We start from the raw sequence: 13806 nt of genomic DNA on the forward strand, positions 1-13806 counted from the left end.
TTTACCAGCCATACGCTTCAACAGGTTCTTTCAACCAGTCTAACCAACAGTCGTCTTCTACTTTCAAAAAGGTCAATGACAAACCTTTCATATCATAAGAAGTCATATAATTTCCAACTTTTTTGAAAACAACTTTGATTCCTTCTAATTCTAGTAGACGTCGAACATCGTTAGTAAAAATATACAACTCCATTAAAGGCGTTCCGCCTAATCCATTGACCATCAACGCAAATTGATCGCCTTTTGCTAATGGATAATGGTTTTTTAATTTATTTACCAGTTCAATTGCCAAACGTTCTGAAGAATGCAACTTTTCAATGCGATAGCCTGGCTCTCCATGAATTCCAACTCCAAAAGACAGTTCATCTTCTGCTAATTGAAATTGGGCTTGATGTTCTTTTGAAACTACTGCTGGCGACAAAGCTAAACCTAATGTATTGCTAGCTCGTACTACTTTTTCTCCTAATGTTTTTAAATCCTCTAACGACAAGCCACTTTCCGCTGCAGCTGCCAAAATTTTGTGTACAAATACTGTTCCAGCAACTCCACGCCGTCTTTTTTGAAAGCTATTTTCTTCTAATGAACAATCGTCGTTTACAATAACATACGCCACTTGATGGCCTTGGTCCATTGCTAAGAGACGTCCTGCTAGGAAGCTTTCAACATCTTTTTCAAAATTTTTAATAATCAGTAAAACGCCTGCTCCTTGGTCAGAAACAAGGATTCCCTGAAAAACTTCTTCTGGAGTTGGGGGAACAAAGATGGGGCCACATACCGCGGCTGCCAACATTCCTTTTCCAACAAATCCGGTATGAGCAGGTTCATGTCCACTTCCGCCGCCACTTACAACTGCAACGTTCCCTTTAGAACGCGTTTTACGATAAATCACTCCAGTTCCAGGCAGTCGATCTAGCTTTTCTTCATGAGCGTAAACGATCCCATTTAACATTTGAGTGACCATTTTTTCTGGTCGATTAACAATTTTTTTCATTTTAATCCTCTATTCTCGCTGTAACTTTTATTTTGAACGAGTAAACTATTCTAGACCATCTTATCACAAATCGTACTTTTTATAGAAGGCTTTTTCTGTATTTTTGTAGGATTAAAAAGTTCATTTTCTATTTACAAAAATAAATTTGTTGGCGGTTGCGTACTTGCAACTACCAGCAAATTTATTTTATTCTATTTCAAGTTGTTTTTAGTGATTTTTTTTGTAGTCGCTCCCAATTTTATCTGCTGCCATAATGGCTGATGCAACATCATTAACAGTGATTGGGAATGGCATAGAATGGATGGACTCTTCAGGAATACAAGCTTTTTCAGCAACTGAGATAGCTTCTTCCATTGTAATAGATTCAACTCCGATATCTGCTAAGCAGACAGGTAGGCCAATTGATAATGAGAAATCTAACACTTCATGTAGTTCTTCAATTGGTGCATTTTCTAATACTAATTGCGCAATTGCGCTAAAGGCCACTTTTTCACCATGGAAATAATGATGCGTTCCTTCTAAGGCAGTCAATCCGTCATGAATCGCATGAATCGCTGCTAAACCAGCACTTTCAAAGCCTAAGCCTGATAATAAAATGTTTGTTTCAACAATATTTTCTAAAGCAGGTGTTACAAGGTTATTGTCACAAGCAATTTTTGCATTGTAGCCATTTTCAAGTAGCATTTCATAACATAATTTTGCCATCATTAAAGCTGCATTTGTTCCTTTAGCTGGTGGGCATTCTCCTGTTCGTGCGCCACATGGCAAGCCTGCATTTACATTTGAGAAGGAGTTTGACGTTGCACGTGCTTCAAAATAAGTAGAAAGTGCGTCTCCCATTCCGGCTACTAAAAAGCGTGTTGGGGCATTGGCAATAATTTTCGTATCTACCATGACTACGCTTGGGCTTTGTTTGAAGTATGCGTAATCGTCGAATTCGCCTTCTGGAGTATACAATACTGCGGAATGACTCGTTGGTGCATCTGTTGCCGCAATTGTTGGAACAATAATCAACGCTTCACCTTCCGCAACACATTTTGCAGTGTCAATTGCTTTACCGCCACCTAAACCAATCACACAGTCACAGTTGTGTTCTTTAGCAAATTCTTGTAAGCGAGCTACTTCTTGTCTTGAACATTCGCCGTTAAAATGGCTTGGAATGATTTCAATGTTAAATTTTTCAGTTGTTTGGTCTAATTGTGCTTGTACACGGTTGATATCGTCTTGATGGGCAATTAATAGTGCTGATTTTCCGAAAGTAGAAACGAAATAGCCTAAATTAAGAATTTCGTCCTCTCCTTGTACATACTTTGTTGGTGAAATAAATGCTTTTCTCATTGTTCTTACCTCCATAGTTTTCATTTATTTAGAATGCGCCTCAATTGAGACGCAGTGTCTACAGTATTTATTTAATTTTCATCGGATCAATTTGTTCTTTAATCATCTCTAAGGATGCATCGGCTTGAATCAAGGCTGCCGCCGTATAGCTACTTTCTAGAAAAGCTGTATCAAATAGATGAACTTCTTTGTCTGTCATTTCCATTACCATTTCTAAATTCATTTTGGCACTACCTAAATCATAGAAAGCTAATAAAATTTCAGCTTCATTAGCGTCAAAAGCTGTTTGGATTTTTTCAAAGCTCGTTCCAACTTCATTCTCATCCGTTCCGCCAGCAGAGGTAATCGATACATCCTTTGCCACTTCTCGCATTAAGCGAACGACTCCTTCTGCAATTTGAGGAACATGTGAAACGACAACAACACCTAGTTTACTCATTGAAAAACACCTGCTTTCAACATTGCTTCAAATAAATATCCACTTGACATTGCTCCTGGATCAATATGCCCAATTGAGCGATCGCCAAGATATGATGCGCGACCTTTTGTAGCTTTAATTTCTTTTGTCCCTTCAACAGCATCTTGAATAACTTTAGAAGTTAGTTCGTTTTTTTGTACTGCTTCAACAACAGGTTGCCAAACGTCTACCATTGTTTTTTCGCCAACTTCAGCCTTGCCACGTTTTTGAATTCCAGCCAAACCAGCAGCCAAGAGCTCCCCTAAATCATCTGTTTCTCCAGCAGCTTTTGCCATACTGATGAACGCTGAACCATATAAGGGACCTGACGCGCCTCCCACTTTACTAACTAATGTCATACCCGTTAATTTGAAAATATCTACCAACGTTGTTGGATTTTTTTCAGCAATAACCTCTTTTACGGCCGTTGTACCACGAGCCATATTCATACCGTGGTCTCCGTCGCCAATTGGGGTGTCCAATTCACTTAAATACTCTTTGTTTTGATTAACCTCATCTGTAAATAAGTCTAACCAGGTTTTTACAGTTTCTACATTCATTTTTATTTCCTCCTACCAAGCAATTGTATTTGTTTTATAAATTAAATTTTCTAGCCATTTAGAATCTTCTAATTTTACTAATGTTAACGATAAACCAGCCATATCGATTGCAGTCATGAAATCGCCCACTTTTTTAAATTCAACCACTATTCCTTCTTCATCTAGTAATTGGCGAACATCATTTGTAAAAATATATTGTTCCATTAAAGGTGTGCTGCCTAAGCCGTTAACTAATAGTGCGAAATGATCGCCTTTTTTCCAATCGAAGGCTGCTTTTAACTTCATTACTAATTCTTTTGCTAACTCTTTTGAAGGAGCGATTTTTTCTCTGCGGTAACCAGGTTCACCGTGAATACCCACACCAAATTCAATTTCATCATCTGCTAAAACAAAGCCTGGCTTCCCTACCTCAGGAACAGTTGCACCTGTTAAGGCTACTCCAATGGTTTTGATTTGTGGAACCAATTTATCAGCCATTGCTTTAATTTCTGATAAACTTGCACCTTGATCAGCTGCAGCGCCTAAAATTTTATGAACTAAAACAGTCCCTGCAACTCCACGTTTTCCTGCCGTATAGGTACTATCTTCCACTGCAATGTCGTCATCTACAATAATAAAATCAACTTCAATATCTTCCATCTCAGCTAACTCTTTTGCCATATCGAAATTCATCACGTCACCAGAATAATTTTTAATGATTAAAAAGACGCCGGCTCCTTGATCAGCTGCTTTGATTCCTTCTAAAATTTGATCAGGAGTTGGTGATGTAAAAACTGCCCCACAAACTGCTGCTGATAACATTCCTTGACCGACAAAACCTGCATGTGCTGGTTCATGTCCGCTTCCGCCTCCACTAATTAACCCAACATGTCCCTTCGTTTGATTTTTCGCTACGATGATTCCGCTTTCATTGATACGTTCAACTAAATCTCCATGTGCATAAGTCAACCCGTCCAACATTTCGTCTACTACTGCTGTCGCGTCATTTATTATCTTTTTCATTATTTATCCGCACCCTTCGTTTGTTTTCTACATGCTTACTATATCGCGAAAACGTTTTCTTTTAAACGGACAAAATTTCTAATGTGTCCGTTTGTTCAGTTTATAACATTTTTAAACCTTCACAAAATAGACTTTTTTTAATGAATTATCTTTATTTGCTCATAGTTTATCTTGCTTATTTAAAAGGATTCGACTATGATAATTGAGAACGATTATCAATTACATTTAAAACGGAGTGACTTTATGGAACAAGATGAACCACATTCAATTAGTCAACTAATTCAAAGTAGAAGGACGATTCGAAAGATTTTACCCGATGCTATCCCTCTAGAGCTAATTTATACTATTTTAGAAATAGCTTCTTTTGCACCTTTCCATTCAAAAAAAGAACCTTGGGAAGTTTTACTTATTTCAACAGAATCAGAACGCCAACTATTTTCAACAGCAATCCTTGAAAGTTACACACGTTTAGGGGTGTGGGATTCTTACGATCAATCAGCCTTAGATAAAACAAAACGCAAAGTCTATGACTATTTTGCTGAAGTGCCCGTCAGCATCGTTGTTTCTGTTCCATTAGAAGCTGATCAAAAGACTTCATTGGAAGCCATTTCTGCTACCGCTGCATTTATTCAAAATATCCAACTTGTCGCTTGGGATAAATCAATCGGCGTAACTTGGCGAACCACACCTAATATTTTTGACTCAACATTCGCTGAAGCATTACGAATTGATTCCACCCGGAAAATTGTTGCAACTCTTCATTTAACTAAAATAAAACCAGCGTCAACAAAAATAAAAGCAAAACGTAGTCCTCTTAGCGAATGGGTGACTACTTTAGAAAGTGTGAGAAATAATGAAACATAAAAACTATCTTTTAATTCTAATTGCCTTGATTGTAGCAATTTTTCTTTCTATCATTTACTCTACGTCCATCGGTCAAGTTGACATTCCTTTCGACCAATCTTGGAACATCTTTCTCTCTAAAATCTCAAATGGTTCCGTTGGATCATTAGATCATTTGGACAATCAATCTTACATCACGATTATTTGGCAATTGCGATTGCCTCGAGCATTATTTGCTTTATTAGTTGGAATGGGCTTAGCCGTTAGCGGAACGATTATGCAGGCTATTGTTCAAAACCCATTAGCAGATCCTTATATTTTAGGGATTTCGTCTGGTGCTTCTTTAGGAGCAACGTTTGTGATTCTTTTAGGAGTCGGAAGTGGTGCCTTATTTGCACAGGTTGGTGTTGCTTTTGGCGCCTTTATTGGAGCAATTATTGCCTCTTTTGGTGTTTTATTATTAGCTAGTTTTGGCGGACGCATTACATCAATCAAATTGCTGTTGTCAGGCATGGTCATTAGTTCGTTATTAAGTGCTTTTTCCAGTTTAATCGTTTATTTTGCAAACAACGCTGAAGGCATTAAGACCATCACCTTTTGGTCAATGGGCAGTCTTGCTTCTGCTAGTTGGGATAAATTACCCATTCTTTCTGTACCAGTACTGTTAAGCTGTCTCTTCTTCCTCTTCCAACATCGAATTTTAAATACTATGTTGCTTGGAGACGAGGCTGCCATTACACTTGGAATCGAGCTTGGAAAATATCGAAAAATCTATCTAGCTTTAGCTTCTCTTCTAACAGGGACGGTTGTCGCCTATTCTGGAATGATTGGCTTTGTAGGGCTCATTATACCTCATTTAGCCAGAGGACTCTTTGGAGCAAATCATAAACGTCTTTTGCCGATGGTTTTACTGATTGGGTCATTATTTATGATTTGGGCCGATATTCTTGCTAGAATTCTAATTAAAAATGTGGAAATTCCAATTGGAATCATTACTTCAGTCATTGGCGCACCTCTTTTTATCTATATTATTATCAAAAAAAATTATCAATTTGGAGGTTAAATACGATGACACAATTAGTCGCTCAGAACATATCCGTTCGGATTGGTAAAAAAGACATCGTCAAAGACATTACTCTTCGAGTTGATCATCAACAATTTGTTGGCGTGATTGGAGCAAATGGGTGCGGAAAATCTACCTTACTAAAAAGTCTTTATAAGAGTATTAAACCCGAAAAAGGCCGTGTCTTTTTAGATGAATTAGATGTTTTAAAGGCGTCCAATAAGATCGTTGCAAAACATGTATCTGTCGTTAGCCAATTCAATGAAATGAGCTTTGATTTAAGTGTTGAACAGATTGTTCTTTTAGGCCGTACTCCGCATAAAAAGTTATTAGAGTCTGATACAGAAGCTGACTATCAGATAGTAGAACAGGCTTTAGCACAGACTAATCTGCTACAATACCGAAATCGTAGCTTTCTATCCTTATCTGGTGGGGAGAAACAACGCGTGATCTTAGCTAGAGCGATTGCTCAACAGCCTCATTTTATTATTCTTGATGAACCTACAAATCACTTAGATATCCGTTACCAACTGGAATTATTAAACAACGTAAAAAAAATGAAAATTGGCGTTCTTGCAGCGCTTCATGATTTGGAAATGGCAGCTTCTTACTGTGATTACCTCTACGCAATGAAAGATGGCGAAGTCATCGCTAAAGGAACTCCTGAAGAATTGCTGACTGGTGAGCTGATAGAAGAACTTTATCAAGTTCAGTGCCAAACATTTATCAATCCAATTACTAAAAAAATGGGTTTTTCCTATTTTAGTAACTAACTAGGAGGAATAAAAATGAAAAAAACAATATTAATCGGTTCAATAGTTACTTTAAGTCTACTTGTTGCTGCTTGTGGAACGAAAGAAAATCAAACTCAGGAAAATTCTTCCTCAAAAGAAAATTATCCTGTAACCATTAGTAATTACGCCAAAGCTGAAGGCTCAACAAAATGGAAAACAAAAGAAGAAACCTTCCAAGAAGCTCCTCGCAAGGTAATGGCAAATACAAAACCTGCTGCTGAACTTTTATTGCATTTAGGCTTAGAAGACAAGATTGTTGGAGTTGGAGCTGATTTTGGACAACCAGATAAAGCAGTCGAAAAAATCTATAAAAAATTGCCAATTTTATCAAAAGACTATGTAGGAAAAGAAGTGACTTTAGGAACAGATCCAGACTTTGTTTACGGGCGTGCCGGATTGTTTGATAATAATGAATGGGGCGTTGGGACAGTGGATTCCTTAAATGCTAGCGGCATTCGTACCTATCTTTTAGAATCTTCTGTAACAGGAGGGACGTTTAACTCTATCTACCAAGATATCGACAATTTAGGAAAAATTTTCAACGTGGAGGCAAAAGCAAAAGAATTTTCTGATGAAATAAAAGCCAAAGAATCGAAGCTCACAACTTCTTTACAAAAAATCGATAAAAGACAAACCTTTGCTTACATCCATACGATGGATCCTACTGAAATTTCAATTTATTCTGCTCATGATGAAAGTTTCTTTAATGATATCTTCAATCTAATTAAATTGGACAATGTCTACAAAGATGAAAAAGGAGACATCAGCATTGAAACGCTCCTTGAAACAGATCCAGATATCCTTATTTTTCCAATTTGGGAAGATGGCGCGGATGTTGCTAAAATCAAATCAGGGTTTTATGCAAATCCTAAACTAGCCAATATGAAAGCTATTAAAACCAAACAAGTTTATGGCGTTGATTATAATTACCTGTTTGGTTATGGGTATCAAAGTTTAGATGGTATTGAAAAATTAGCATCCGAAATTTATCCCTCTTTATTTAACTAAACAAAAAAAACCTCCGCAACCAAAATTTTCTTGGTTGTGGAGTTTTTTTGCTTAAAGTCGTTTTTTAGCAGGTTCAACAACTAAATATCGATGAGGCTCATTGCCCTCTGAATGTGTGCTCACTTGACCATCTTTACTTAAATAAAAATGAATTTGCTTGCGTTCAAAAGCTGGCATTGGTTCTAGAAAAACAGGTTGGTTGGTACGCAATACTTTTTCTGCCGTACGTTCTGCTAGCTGTTTTAGAATCATTTCACGACGTTCACGATAATCGCCAACGTTCACAATTGCCGTTAACTTACTCTTAGCATGTCGATGCACAAGAACTTGTGTCAACGCCTGTAACGCATTCAAAACTTTACCGTGTTTGCCAATTACTAAACCTGGCTTTTCAGTTTTTACATGGAAAATAATTTTATCTTCAACGAGTTCTTCTTCAATGGTTGCATCTGCACCAATTTGTACCAAAATATCAACTAGGTATTTTTTTGAGGTTTCGATTGCAACCGTGTCGTTTCGCTGTTCTAACTGAAGTTCTTTTGCTGGCATTTCTTCATTAACTACTAGATCTTCCAAAAGAGGTTCTTGCGTTTCTTGTTTTTTTGAGGCAATCGTTGATTTAATTTCTACGATTGCCTCTTTCTTTCCAAAACCAAAGAGTCCTTTTTTACCTTCTGAAATAATGGTGATGCGCGCATCACTTCGAGTAATTCCCAATTGATCTAATCCAATTGCAATTGCTTTTTCAACAGTTTCTCCACTTGCAGTGTATTGTTCCACCTGTCTTCCCCCCATTTCTTTTGTCGATTCCCTATTAAACAAACTAATTATTTTTTCTTATTTTTTTTCTTTTTCGGTTTTATTGCTTTTTCTAAGGCTTTTTGACGATCGCGTTCTGCTTGTACTTTTTCATCACGTTCTTTTTTAATTTTAAATGGATTATTCAATAGTAAGGTTTGACCTACTGAAAAAGCATTTCCGACTACCCAGTAAAGAGACAGTGCACTTGGTAATGTAACCCCCATAAATAAAATCAACGCTGGCATCGTGTACAACATGGCGCTTGTCATTGAGTTTGATTCGGCTTGACTCATGGTTGAAAGCTTTGTTGTAGCAAATGTTAACACCGCTGCTAAGACTGGCAAAATAAAATACGGGTCACGTTCCCCTAGGTTCATCCATAAGAAATGACCGGCTTTTAAAACCTCTGTACGACTGATAGCTTGATACAATGCCATTAAAACAGGCATTTGAACCAACATTGGCAAACAACCCATCGCTGGATTTACGCCTGCTTCAGAGTACAATTTTTGTGTTTCTTCTCTTAATTTATTTTGTGTTTCCGTGTCTTTTGATGCGTATTGTTTTTGCAACGCTTTTAATCGCGGTTGCATATCACTCATTTTACGTGTACTTTTCATTTGGTGGTGCATCAAGGGTAATAAAATAATTCGAATCAGAATGGTAAATGAAATAATTCCTAAACCATAGCTTCCAAAGAATAGATTTGATAATCCCGTAATTGCTCTTGAGAAATTCCAAACAATGTAATGGTCCCAAAATCCTGTACTACTTGCATCAATCGAACCTGTTTTCCCACACCCAGTTAAGACAGCCATTAACAGCACTGAACTAACCAATATAAGTAATCGCTTACGTTTACTCACATCAATTCCCTCACTTCTATAGTAGATAGTTATTTTTTAGTTTAACATTTTAGCTAGTTTTAGCACATGTGTTAAGCTCTTTTTGACTTCTTTTGTTGTCATTTTTGCAGCAGGAATCCGAGCAATTACAATAAAGTCTTTGTCTTGTTTTAAATTTGGCTTTAATTCTGTAATACTTTGTCTGATTTTACGCTTAACTGCATTTCTAGTCACTGCATTTCCAACTTTTTTTCCAACGGACAGCCCCACTCTAAAATGAGCTTGCTCTTTTTTTTCTAACACATAAATCACAAATTGGCGATTTGCTGTAGAAACTCCATTATGAAAAACTTTTTGGAAATCAGCTTCCTTTTTGACACGATAGGTCTTTCTCATAAAACAACCTCTCATCTCTTGCATTTTTCTGAAAAAAAAAGATTTTTAGGTCTTTTTTTTAGATTTTTTATAAAATTTACTAAAGAAAAAAGACCACTGAGACGTTCAGTGATCTATGCAGACAATACGTTTCTTCCTTTACGGCGTCTACTTTGTAATACTCTACGTCCGTTTTTTGTACTCATACGTTTACGGAAACCGTGTACTTTTTGACGTTTACGTTTTTTAGGTTGGTAAGTTCTTTTCATTCGTGATACACCTCCTGTAAAAACTATCTCTTAGTTGCTTCTAAATTTTATATCATCACAAGACAGTCTTGAATATTATAACGAAGATAAAATAGCCTTGTCAAGTACAACATGCCTATTTTTATTAACTCACTCAAATATAATAGCATAAATAGGCGTAATAAGAAACCTATTTTTAGAATATTTGTTGTAAAGTTGTGGATTTTTTTGTATCCCATTGTTTTAGAGGATTTTATTTTACTTAAAAAAAGGTCTTTTTCTTCTCTGAAATAAAATTTTAGTCTTCAAAAAAGAATCCACAATTCCGTTTTTTTATCCACAGCCTTGTAGAATAACTTTTTTTCGGTTTAAGTTAATAAAAAGATATATTTCAGTTATCCACAATTCAACAACATGTGTATAGCAATTTTCCTATTTCCTGTTAACTTTGTGGATAACCCGTGGAACAATTGATATCAATAGACTTAACCCTTTATGTTTATCCACAATTAAAAATAAACTTGGAATTAAAAAAAGTTATCCACTGTATTTTTTAAGCTTGTGGATAACTTTTAAACACCTCATGAATAAACTTTCAACAGATTCTAACTACTTGTGGAAAACTTTCCAATAAAATGCTAAAATAAAAAAGACACATTTATAAAGGAGGTTCATTTTTGTGGATGACTTACAGAACCTATGGAGCTACTTAAAGGAAAAGTTTAAAGAATCACTTTCCAAAGTCAGTTATGATACATGGATTGAAAGTGCACATCCAATTCGTATCACTGACCAAAATATTATTATTGAAGTTCCTTCATCCTTACACAAAGAATACTGGGAAAATAATTTAGCCACTCGAATCGTTGAAAATATTTATGAATATTCGAGCCGTGAAATTTCACCATTATTTATCATTAAGAATGAACAAGATCCAAATGAAACAACTGTGCTTAGAAAAAGTGACTCTTTTGCAAAAAATTCACCCGTGCGAAAAGATGCTCAATTAAATGATAAGTATACATTTGATACCTTCGTTATTGGAAAAGGCAATCAAATGGCCCACGCAGCTGCCCTCGTTGTCGCTGAAGAACCAGGTACTATTTATAATCCTTTATTTTTCTATGGTGGTGTCGGCTTAGGCAAAACCCATTTAATGCATGCGATTGGTCACCAAATGTTGTTAATCAATCCAGATGCAAAAGTAAAGTATGTCAGTAGCGAGACCTTTGCCAACGATTTTATCAATTCCATCCAAACTAAATCACAAGAGAAGTTCAGAAATGAATACCGCAGTGTTGATTTATTATTAGTGGATGATATCCAGTTTTTTGCAGATAAAGAAGGAACACAAGAAGAATTTTTCCATACGTTTAATGCGCTTTATGACGAACGTAAACAGATCGTTCTAACAAGTGATCGTTTGCCAAACGAAATTCCTAAATTACAAGAACGTCTTGTATCACGCTTTGCGTGGGGCTTGTCGGTTGACATTACGCCTCCTGATTTAGAAACACGAATTGCGATTTTACGCAAAAAAGCTAATGCAGAACGTTTAGAAATTCCAGGAGATACGTTAAGTTATATCGCTGGTCAAATCGATTCAAATATTCGCGAACTTGAAGGAGCTTTAGTCCGGGTTCAAGCCTATGCGGCAATTGAAAGTCGTGATATTTCAACTAGTTTAGCTGCCGATGCGTTAAAGAGCATCATTCCTTCAGGTAAACCTGCCACTTTATCGATTTTAGAAATTCAAAGCACCGTTTGCAAATACTATCAAATTGCCTTAAGCGATTTAAAAGGAAAGAAACGAGTTAAGTCAATCGTTGTTCCTAGACAAATTGCAATGTATCTTTCAAGAGAGCTCACTTCTAATTCACTTCCAAAAATTGGAGCCGAATTTGGTGGCAAGGATCACACAACGGTGATTCATGCTTATGAAAAAATCGAACATGCTTTAACGAAGGATGAAGAATTGCGTCGTGATATTGAGGAAATCAAAAATAAATTAAAATCCTAATTTTTATAAATGGTATAAACAATTCTGAAATAATTAATTTTTTTATAGTTGGTATATCATTTTCTAGGCGAATTCCACTTATTATGCAAAAAAGGATTTGTGGATAACTTCTAAAGTTGTCTCGACTTTTTCCACAACTTATACACATGTGGAAAACTTAGTGTCTCTAAGGCTCCTTATTCTTTTCCACAGTATTAACAGGCCCTACTACTATTACTATCTTATTTATTAAATAAATTAAACTAATTTTGGAGGTACAATTAAAATGAAATTTTCAATTAAACGAAGTGAATTTTTAAAAAGTTTAGCTGATGTACAAAGAGCTATTTCATCAAGAACAACCATTCCAATTTTGACTGGGATTAAAATTCAAGCTTCTGAAGAAGGCTTAACGTTAACCGGAAGTGATTCTGATATTTCCATTGAAGCCTTTATTCCTGTCGAAGATGAAAAAAATAATTTAACCATCGATCAAGCAGGTAGCATTGTCTTGCAAGCACGTTTCTTTAGTGAAATTGTAAAAAAACTTCCTGATGAAATGATGCAAATTGAAGTTCTTGACCATTTCCAAACGTTAATTACTTCTGCAAATGCTTCTTTTACAGTTAATGGATTAGATGCAAATAACTATCCACATTTGCCAGTCATCGATACGCAAGAAACCTTTTCGTTGCCAATTAATTTATTTAAACAAGTTATTGGACAAACGGTTATTGCTATTTCAACTCATGAAAGTCGCCCTATTTTAACGGGGGTTAATATGGTCATTGAAAATGGCAAATTGCTAGCAGTGGCTACCGACAGTCATCGTTTAAGTCAACGAATTATTCCACTTGAAGTAAGCTCAGCATTAGCAGATCAAAAATACAACATTATCATTCCAGGAAAAAGTTTGATTGAATTGTCAAGAACGTTAGATGAACGTCATGAAAACATTGAAATGATGATTACAGAAAATCAAGTTTTATTTAAAACTGAAAATATGTATTTCTATTCTCGCTTGTTAGAAGGGTATTACCCAGATACAGCTCGTTTGATTCCTGAATCTGCTGCAACAGAAATTGTTTTTAACGCAAGCTCATTATTAGGTTCCATTGAACGCGCGTCATTGCTATCTCACGAAGGAAAAAATAACGTTGTTAAAATTTCAATTTCACCTGAATTAGTTGAGATTTCTGGAAATTCGCCAGATGTTGGGAATGTAAAAGAAGAATTAGCTTATATTTCAGTTGAAGGTGAGTCGATTGATTTATCGTTCAATCCAGATTATATGAAAGATGCTTTAAGAACTTTTGGTCAAACGGATATCCGAATTAAATTTACATCACCTGTTCGTCCCTTTATTTTGGTTCCAAGTGAAGACAATCAGAACTTTATCCAATTGATTACTCCAGTTCGTACATTTTAAAAATAATTAAAAATCTTCATTTTCTGAATTTTTATTTGGAAAATGGGGATTTT

The 13806-nt window shown here is 35.9% G+C and carries 15 protein-coding genes; 6 read left to right on the plus strand and 9 right to left on the minus strand.

Annotated elements, in window-relative coordinates; all coding sequences use genetic code 11:
• Position 1 precedes the first annotated feature (1 nt).
• The 5 genes from dhaQ to dhaK form a co-directional block, all read right to left on the minus strand.
• Positions 2–991, minus strand: a complete 990-nt coding sequence (gene dhaQ, locus CDIMF43_RS01860; RefSeq protein ID WP_109841044.1) for a DhaKLM operon coactivator DhaQ — start codon at positions 989–991, stop codon at positions 2–4.
• Between the two features lie 207 nt (positions 992–1198).
• The gene (locus CDIMF43_RS01865; protein ID WP_074401260.1) at positions 1199–2329 is read right to left on the minus strand and encodes a glycerol dehydrogenase; all 1131 of its coding nucleotides are present in this window, start codon (positions 2327–2329) and stop codon (positions 1199–1201) included.
• Between the two features lie 67 nt (positions 2330–2396).
• Positions 2397–2768 carry a dihydroxyacetone kinase phosphoryl donor subunit DhaM gene (dhaM, locus tag CDIMF43_RS01870; protein WP_034572751.1) on the minus strand — a complete coding sequence of 124 codons (372 nt, stop codon included), beginning with the start codon at positions 2766–2768 and terminating at the stop codon, positions 2397–2399.
• On the minus strand, positions 2765–3346 hold the full coding sequence (gene dhaL / locus CDIMF43_RS01875) for a dihydroxyacetone kinase subunit DhaL (protein WP_034572746.1): 582 nt from the start codon (positions 3344–3346) through the stop codon (positions 2765–2767). Before dhaL ends, dhaM begins: the two co-directional genes overlap by 4 nt.
• A gap of 12 nt (positions 3347–3358) precedes the next feature.
• Positions 3359–4348: a dihydroxyacetone kinase subunit DhaK gene (gene dhaK / locus CDIMF43_RS01880; protein ID WP_109841045.1), complete on the minus strand. Its 990-nt coding sequence runs from the start codon at positions 4346–4348 to the stop codon at positions 3359–3361.
• A gap of 243 nt (positions 4349–4591) precedes the next feature.
• Between dhaK and CDIMF43_RS01885 the strand changes: the two genes are divergently transcribed.
• The 4 genes from CDIMF43_RS01885 to CDIMF43_RS01900 are packed head-to-tail and all read left to right on the plus strand — an operon-like array spanning position 4592 to position 8056.
• Positions 4592–5212 carry a nitroreductase family protein gene (locus CDIMF43_RS01885; RefSeq protein ID WP_074401261.1) on the plus strand — a complete coding sequence of 207 codons (621 nt, stop codon included), beginning with the start codon at positions 4592–4594 and terminating at the stop codon, positions 5210–5212.
• Entirely contained in the window at positions 5202–6254 is a 1053-nt protein-coding gene (locus CDIMF43_RS01890; RefSeq protein ID WP_109841046.1) for a FecCD family ABC transporter permease, read from the plus strand. Before CDIMF43_RS01885 ends, CDIMF43_RS01890 begins: the two co-directional genes overlap by 11 nt.
• Before the next feature lie 5 nt (positions 6255–6259).
• Complete coding sequence (locus tag CDIMF43_RS01895; protein WP_109841047.1) at positions 6260–7027, plus strand: ABC transporter ATP-binding protein; 768 nt, start codon at positions 6260–6262, stop codon at positions 7025–7027.
• Positions 7028–7042: 15 nt separating this feature from the next.
• Positions 7043–8056 (plus strand): ABC transporter substrate-binding protein, encoded by a 1014-nt coding sequence (locus CDIMF43_RS01900; RefSeq protein ID WP_109841048.1) that lies wholly within the window; start codon positions 7043–7045, stop codon positions 8054–8056.
• Between the two features lie 51 nt (positions 8057–8107).
• Here CDIMF43_RS01900 and jag read toward each other — a convergent pair whose 3' ends face one another.
• From jag to rpmH, 4 genes are all read right to left on the minus strand, one after another.
• A complete protein-coding gene (gene jag, locus CDIMF43_RS01905) occupies positions 8108–8836 on the minus strand; it encodes an RNA-binding cell elongation regulator Jag/EloR (protein ID WP_109841049.1) in 729 nt (242 codons plus the stop codon).
• Between the two features lie 47 nt (positions 8837–8883).
• Complete coding sequence (gene yidC, locus CDIMF43_RS01910; RefSeq protein WP_074401266.1) at positions 8884–9723, minus strand: membrane protein insertase YidC; 840 nt, start codon at positions 9721–9723, stop codon at positions 8884–8886.
• Positions 9724–9759: 36 nt separating this feature from the next.
• A complete protein-coding gene (gene rnpA, locus CDIMF43_RS01915; RefSeq protein WP_074401267.1) occupies positions 9760–10098 on the minus strand; it encodes a ribonuclease P protein component in 339 nt (112 codons plus the stop codon).
• 113 nt (positions 10099–10211) lie between these two features.
• Entirely contained in the window at positions 10212–10346 is a 135-nt protein-coding gene (gene rpmH, locus CDIMF43_RS01920) for a 50S ribosomal protein L34 (RefSeq protein ID WP_034572715.1), read from the minus strand.
• A gap of 658 nt (positions 10347–11004) precedes the next feature.
• Here rpmH and dnaA point away from each other — a divergent pair.
• Positions 11005–12345: a chromosomal replication initiator protein DnaA gene (gene dnaA, locus CDIMF43_RS01925; protein WP_074401268.1), complete on the plus strand. Its 1341-nt coding sequence runs from the start codon at positions 11005–11007 to the stop codon at positions 12343–12345.
• A gap of 265 nt (positions 12346–12610) precedes the next feature.
• Complete coding sequence (gene dnaN / locus CDIMF43_RS01930; RefSeq protein ID WP_074401269.1) at positions 12611–13753, plus strand: DNA polymerase III subunit beta; 1143 nt, start codon at positions 12611–12613, stop codon at positions 13751–13753.
• Positions 13754–13806 lie beyond the last annotated feature (53 nt).

The sequence above is a fragment of the Carnobacterium divergens genome (assembly GCF_900258435.1).
Classification (GTDB): Bacteria; Bacillota; Bacilli; order Lactobacillales; family Carnobacteriaceae; genus Carnobacterium; species Carnobacterium divergens_A.

What these genes read in the sequence shown, in the direction of transcription:
- dnaN (WP_074401269.1), top strand. Translation starts at nt 12,611, where the DNA reads ATGAAATTTTCAATTAAACGAAGTGAATTTTTAAAAAGTTTAGCTGAT.
- CDIMF43_RS01895 (WP_109841047.1), top strand. Translation starts at nt 6,260, where the DNA reads ATGACACAATTAGTCGCTCAGAACATATCCGTTCGGATTGGTAAAAAA.
- rnpA (WP_074401267.1), bottom strand. Translation starts at nt 10,098, where the DNA reads ATGAGAAAGACCTATCGTGTCAAAAAGGAAGCTGATTTCCAAAAAGTT.
- dhaL (WP_034572746.1), bottom strand. Translation starts at nt 3,346, where the DNA reads ATGAATGTAGAAACTGTAAAAACCTGGTTAGACTTATTTACAGATGAG.
- dhaQ (WP_109841044.1), bottom strand. Translation starts at nt 991, where the DNA reads ATGAAAAAAATTGTTAATCGACCAGAAAAAATGGTCACTCAAATGTTA.
- dhaM (WP_034572751.1), bottom strand. Translation starts at nt 2,768, where the DNA reads ATGAGTAAACTAGGTGTTGTTGTCGTTTCACATGTTCCTCAAATTGCA.
- CDIMF43_RS01885 (WP_074401261.1), top strand. Translation starts at nt 4,592, where the DNA reads ATGGAACAAGATGAACCACATTCAATTAGTCAACTAATTCAAAGTAGA.
- dhaK (WP_109841045.1), bottom strand. Translation starts at nt 4,348, where the DNA reads ATGAAAAAGATAATAAATGACGCGACAGCAGTAGTAGACGAAATGTTG.
- rpmH (WP_034572715.1), bottom strand. Translation starts at nt 10,346, where the DNA reads ATGAAAAGAACTTACCAACCTAAAAAACGTAAACGTCAAAAAGTACAC.
- CDIMF43_RS01890 (WP_109841046.1), top strand. Translation starts at nt 5,202, where the DNA reads ATGAAACATAAAAACTATCTTTTAATTCTAATTGCCTTGATTGTAGCA.
- CDIMF43_RS01900 (WP_109841048.1), top strand. Translation starts at nt 7,043, where the DNA reads ATGAAAAAAACAATATTAATCGGTTCAATAGTTACTTTAAGTCTACTT.
- CDIMF43_RS01865 (WP_074401260.1), bottom strand. Translation starts at nt 2,329, where the DNA reads ATGAGAAAAGCATTTATTTCACCAACAAAGTATGTACAAGGAGAGGAC.